Genomic DNA, 5,720 nt, shown 5'->3' with positions numbered 1-5,720 from the left:
GAGCTACGGCAAGCTGCTGACGGCTGCCGCCGTGCTCGGCGAGAAGTTCGAGCACCTCTATGCCAGCCAGCAGACAATCGGCATTATGCTGCCCAATGCCAACGGCGCATGCGCGACGCTGCTCGGCGTCATGTCGGCCGGCAAGGTGCCGGCGATGATCAACTTCACCGCGGGTGCGGCGAACATCCTCTCCGCCTGCAAGGCCGCCGAGGTGCGGACCGTGCTCACCTCCCGCGCGTTTGTCGAACAGGCCAAGCTCGGCGCGGTCGTCGAGGAAATCGGCCGCTCGGTGGAGATCGTCTGGCTCGACGACCTGCGAGCCGGCATCGGCCTCAAGGACAAGCTGCTCGGGCTGCTGCGCAAGACCACACCGCGCGTCGCCCGCAAGCCCGACGACGCGGCGGTGATCCTGTTCACCTCCGGTTCCGAAGGCACGCCGAAGGGCGTGGTGCTTACCCACCGCAACATCCTCGCCAACGCCGCCCAGGCCGCCTCGCGCATCGACTTCCACTCGGGCGACAAGGTGTTCAACGTGCTGCCGATCTTCCATTCCTTCGGCATGACGGCGGGCACGGTGCTACCGCTGATCTCGGGCGTGCCGGTCTATTTCTACCCCTCGCCGCTGCACTACCGCATCGTGCCTGAACTGGTCTACGCGTCGAATGCGACGATCATCTTCGGCACCGACACGTTCCTCTCAGGCTATGCGCGCACGGCGCATCCTTACGACTTCCGCTCGGTGCGCTACTGCTTTGCTGGCGCCGAGCCGGTCAAGGCGGCGACGCGCATGACCTATATGGAGAAGTTCGGCCTGCGCATCCTCGAGGGCTACGGCGTGACCGAGGCGGCGCCGGTGATCTCCATCAACACGCCGATGTACAACCGGTCCGGCAGCGTCGGCAAAATCATGCCCGGCATGGAGTATCGGCTGGATCCGGTGCCCGGCGTCGAAAATGGCGGGCGGCTCTACGTGCGCGGCCCGAATGTCATGTCAGGCTATCTGCGGGCCGAGAAGCGGGGCGCGCTCGAGCCGCTGGAAGACGGCTGGCATGACACCGGCGACGTTGTCTCCATCGATGAGGCGGGCTTCATCACCATCCGCGGCCGCGCCAAGCGTTTCGCCAAGATCGGCGGCGAGATGATCTCGCTGGCTGCCGTCGAGGCGCTGGCCGGCGAATTGTGGAAAGGCTCGCTGTCGGCCGTCGCAACCGTGCCGGATGCCCGCAAGGGCGAAAAGCTGATCCTGATCACGGAGGCTGCGAACGCTACCCGCGCGGATTTCCTGGCCTTCGCCAAGGCCAACGGGGCCATGGACCTGATGGTGCCTGCCGAGGTGCGCGTCGTTGCGAAAGTGCCGGTGCTCGGTTCCGGCAAGCTCGACTTCGCCGGCGTGACGAAGTTGGTGCGCGGCGAGGAAGACCTGAAGGTCAAGGCCGCCTGACGCGGATACGCGAACGGGCCGGCGCAAAACGCCGGCCCGCCAGGGCTACTGTCGGCCCGACTTTGCCATTGTTTCGCGCGCGCGGATCGATGGGCAAGGCATCGCGCTTCAGACTATTTTGCCACCTCGTCCAAAGACCTTCTGCAACACGAGCTTCAGCCGCTTGAACTCGTAGCGGCGCCGCAATTTGGCCAGCGTCGCTCGGTGGGCGGCGTCGATTTCGGGCAGCGAATCCGGCGCTGTCGCCTGGGGCAGCGCGAGCAGCGCGTTGGCATGGAGGTCGGCGAAAGGCTGCGGGTCATAAGTAGCGAACGGCGTCGGCGGGTCGCTCAGCACGGTCGGATTGCTGTTGATCTCGAACACTGTGGGCTGGCCGTTGGTCAGCGTGTAGTCGATGCGCCCGTATTGCATACGGGCCTTTTCGAAGACCTGCATCACCCATTCGGCATGTGGGTTCGCGGCAATGTAGGCCCTGATCTCGTCGATATGCGCCGGCAGGAGCTCCTCGTTCGAATTCTTGACGAACCAGGATTTCGACATGGCAATATGCTGGGCGTAGATCGTATCGCCGACCCGATAGGCGGCGAATTTCCGGTAGTATCCGTCCGGCCATGGCGCGCCGGTCATCTCCACCACGATCGGCCGCACCAGCCTGCGACCGTCCGGCCGGGCGAGTGCCGCGTCGAGCGCCGTCCGGTCGTGCAAAAGCGGCGGCTCTTCGTAGAGTGCGCCCACCTCGTCGCGGATGAAGACCGGATAGCGCATCGTGTCATCGAGCTGGTCCAGCCTGAACGCGCGAAAAAGGTTGCCGCCATCGTCACCAAGCACACGCAGCAGATCGAAGCGCTGCAGGCTGGCGGTCGGGTGGTTGAGCTGCTTCAGGCCCGCTTGCCGCGCCAGCGCGGCGCTCAGGTCTGATGCCCGCTTCATCTCCTCGGCGGTCAGCCGGTCCATGTCCGACCAGATCACCACGCCGGCGCGAACGCCGCGCAGCAATCCGGCATCCTCATAGCGAACCAGCCGGAACGATGCTTGCAGATCTGTGCGGTGATAGAGAAGCACAACCGCATGCGTATAAGCGTGCTTTCTATGTGTGACGTAGAATATCAAGCGATTGCGCCCCCCGATCCGCAGAATTGCAAACTGCAGTCTTGCTGACTAGCAAAAAGCTGCTACGCGCCCTATAGCGCATGGGCAAGCCGGGTGGCCGAGAGATGAACGTCGAGAATAATGCGCTTCCAATCCGGAAGCTGGACGCGGACGACATGCCGCTGCTGATGGAGCTTGAAGCTGCCGCCTGGGCCGGCCCGCTGCAGGCCAGCGAGGCGACCATCCGACGCCGGCTGGCGCTTGGCCACACCATGCTGGGGGCGATCGACGGTGACGTGCTTGCCGGCACGCTCTGCTTCACCGAAACCAGCCAGGACCCGCTGGTGCGTGCAGACTTTCCCGCGAATTTCGATGCCTTTGCGTCGCTGCCGCGCAGCGAGCCGGTGCACTCTCTTTATGCCTACAATCTCTGCGTCCGCCCCAGCCACCGCGGCGGCAACACGGCGATCCGGCTGCTGAAGGAGATGGAGCGCCACGGCCACCGCCTCGGCGCGCGCTGGCTGATCGGCGACGGCCGCTGCTCGGCCTATGCCGGCTCATCCGGCGGCGACGACGACCAGGTCAGGGCCGACCCGCGGTTTCGCGCTACCATAGACCGCTGGAACGAGACCGGCATAAGGCCGCCGCTGGAAGAGATTATCCGCGATCCGCTTCTGCGTCTGCACTACCGCGTCTACGACTGCGAATTCCTCTACGTCATGCCGGATTTCTTCCCGCAGGATGCCGCGTCCGGCGGTTTCCGGGTCATCTCGGCCAAGGACCTCAAGAAATGACGTGCGAGCCGGCCGCAGCATGACGGCTCCGTTCTTCGATCCGTTTGCGCTCGGCGACGATCCGTTCGCGCATTTTGCCGAGATGCGCGCACTGGGCGGCATAGCGCGCGGCGCGGCGCCCTATCCCGAACTCGCCGACGCGCATTACGTCTTCAGCCATGAGCTGGTGTCCCGCGTTCTGAAACATCCCGCCCTGCTGCAGGCGCCGCCCGGCAGGTATGAGGAGGTCCGCCGCAAGCTTGTCGACCAGGCGCCAATGGCGCTGCTCAGCCGGTCGGTGATGCTCGCCGATCCGCCGCAGCATGGCGGGCTGCGCCGGCCGGTTGCAGGCTTCCTCTCCAGACCCACCGTCGAGGCGCTGACACAGGGCCTGCGGGCGCTAAGCCGCGAGCTGGTCGACCGGGCGATGGCGGACGGCCGCATCGATGCCGTCGCCGGGCTCGCCGTGCCGGTCTCCTTCTGGCTGCTGCAGGAAATCATGGGCATCGAGATCGAGGATCCATGGGCGCTGAAATCGGTGACCAGCCGCATGGCTGGTGCGTTCGACCTGCGAACAGACCAGCCGCCGGCTGCCAGCGCCGCGGCCTATGGCGAATGCCGGGCCTTTGTCGAGGAGCGGCTGGCGCAACAGGCCTTCCGGCCGGACGGAATGGTCGCCCGCATGGCGCGGGAAGTCGCCGAAGGGCGCTGGTCGCGCGAAGACATGGTGGCCAACGTCGTGTTCATGCTGTTTGCCGGACAGGAGACCGTCGTCGACGCTTTCGGCAACGCCGTGGTCGCGCTGCACCGTTTTCCAGAGCAGCGCGCCCTGCTCGAGCGCCGGCTTGTCGACTGGAGCAGCGCGGCCGCCGAATTGCTGCGCTTTGGCGCCTCCGTGCAATACGCGATCGCGCGCATTGCGGCCGAAGACATCGACCTCGGCAACGTTGGGATCGCGAACGGCGAGGCGGTGGTGGCGGTGCTGGGCAGCGGCAACCGCGACGATGCGGTGTTCGCGGACGGTGACCGGCTGGACCTCACCCGCTCGCCGGCCTTGTCGTTGACCTTCGGCACCGGCCTGCATGTCTGCCTCGGCCAGCATGTCGCCCGGATCGAGATCGCGGCGATGCTCGAGGCGTTGTTCACCCGCGCTCCCGGCTGGCGGCTTGATGCCGCCGGCGCCAGGCGCCGCCCGTCGCTGTCGTTTCACGGGATGAGTACCGCGCCGCTTGTCCTCGCTTGAGAGGATCGCGCGCCGGGCCACCAATCCTCAGTCAAGGAAAAGCGGCCGCGTCTGCGCAAGGATCGCCGGATCGAGCGAGCGGACTATCTCCGCCACCTTGGCCCGCAGGACCTCGATCGCCGCGTCGTCGAGCGGATCAAGAATGTCATTCTGATCCCTCGTCGCGATATACTCTTCCAGCGAGGGCGCCTCGCTCGCCGGCGTGAAGCCTCCGCCGCGGGCGTGCTTGCTCAGCAATTCCTGCCGCGACTTCACCGCATAGTGGCGGATCCAGCCGAGCTTCCATTCCATCGGCATGGCGGCTTGATGCCTGTCGAGCGTCATGCCGTCGACCAGCGTCCTGCGCTGCCCGATCGGGAAGCCGTGCGGATGCGCCATGAACAGCATCGGGCTCCGCACGGCCTTCGGCAGGCATGACCCGACGCGCCCAAACGCCTTCTTCCAGCGCGCCGTCGGGGCGTCATGCCTGCCGCGCCGCGGAAACCGGACGGTGACCAGCTCGTCGTCATAGCCTTCTCTGCCGTCGCTGCCGAAATTCGCCCAGCGGAAGGCGACGCTGCGCACGCCGCGCCGGCTGAGCAGCGAGCGGACAAGCTCGGCGCCGCTCCAGGGCGGTCCGCCGAGCGGCTCGAGAAATTCGTCGGCGTCCAGGAAGCCGAGATAGCGATAGCCCTGGAACAGTGCCCGCCAGTAGAGGTGCGAATAGGCCCGCCGCTGCGGCTGCAGCCGATCGTGCCGCCAGTCGACCAGCTCGATCCAGCCGGCGTCGCGCAACGCCGAAAGCACCGCCGTCTGCGGCCCGGCGACGCAATTGTCGGCGATCATCAGATCGAAACCGTGCAGCTTGTGCCACGCGGTCCATTCGATCACATAGGGTTGCTCCAGCTTCATGATCGCGCAGATCACGGGCCTGTCGACCGAAAGCGGAAATCTCATCGCAACTCTTTCATCGTGCCAATTGCCGAAGTTCGATCTGCCGAAACTTGATCGCATCGCCATAGAAGGCCGCGAGCTGCTCGGCGGACGCTGTCCAGTCGCCGATGTCCAACTTATGAAAGCGGTAGCGTGCGTCGCCAGGCGGAAGCAGGTCGATGTCCGGCCTGATCGCCGGATCCAGGATGCCGGCCACCGGCAGGTGGATCGTGCGCGCCGACGACAGCCAGCAGGCCAGCCA

The 5,720-nt window shown here is 66.0% G+C and carries 6 protein-coding genes; 3 read left to right on the top strand and 3 right to left on the bottom strand.

Annotation, left to right across the window (positions count from 1 at the left end):
- The coding region (locus EN781_RS23745) for an AMP-binding protein (RefSeq protein WP_145965596.1) at positions 1–1,441 on the top strand (1,441 nt) is incomplete at its 5' end.
- A 108-nt stretch (positions 1,442–1,549) separates the two neighbouring features.
- On the opposite strand, the gene EN781_RS23740 is transcribed toward EN781_RS23745, so the two are convergent.
- Positions 1,550–2,437 (bottom strand): hypothetical protein, encoded by an 888-nt coding sequence (locus tag EN781_RS23740; RefSeq protein WP_126056089.1) that lies wholly within the window; start codon positions 2,435–2,437, stop codon positions 1,550–1,552.
- 218 nt (positions 2,438–2,655) lie between these two features.
- Here EN781_RS23740 and EN781_RS23735 point away from each other — a divergent pair, with 218 nt between their 5' ends.
- Together EN781_RS23735 and EN781_RS23730 are read left to right on the top strand one after the other, a co-directional pair.
- Positions 2,656–3,324, top strand: a complete 669-nt coding sequence (locus EN781_RS23735; RefSeq protein WP_126056090.1) for an N-acetyltransferase — start codon at positions 2,656–2,658, stop codon at positions 3,322–3,324.
- Positions 3,325–3,343: 19 nt separating this feature from the next.
- Complete coding sequence (locus EN781_RS23730) at positions 3,344–4,546, top strand: cytochrome P450 (RefSeq protein WP_189347781.1); 1,203 nt, start codon at positions 3,344–3,346, stop codon at positions 4,544–4,546.
- Between the two features lie 27 nt (positions 4,547–4,573).
- Here EN781_RS23730 and EN781_RS23725 read toward each other — a convergent pair whose 3' ends face one another.
- Positions 4,574–5,482 carry a hypothetical protein gene (locus EN781_RS23725; protein WP_126056092.1) on the bottom strand — a complete coding sequence of 303 codons (909 nt, stop codon included), beginning with the start codon at positions 5,480–5,482 and terminating at the stop codon, positions 4,574–4,576.
- Between the two features lie 10 nt (positions 5,483–5,492).
- Positions 5,493–5,720: hypothetical protein (locus EN781_RS34465; protein ID WP_210213491.1), on the bottom strand; the 228-nt coding region annotated here is incomplete at its 5' end.

The sequence above is a fragment of the Mesorhizobium sp. M4A.F.Ca.ET.090.04.2.1 genome, from assembly GCF_003999085.1.
In the GTDB taxonomy this organism is placed as follows: Bacteria; Pseudomonadota; Alphaproteobacteria; order Rhizobiales; family Rhizobiaceae; genus Mesorhizobium.
This window is presented reverse-complemented; position numbering and strand designations above follow the sequence as displayed.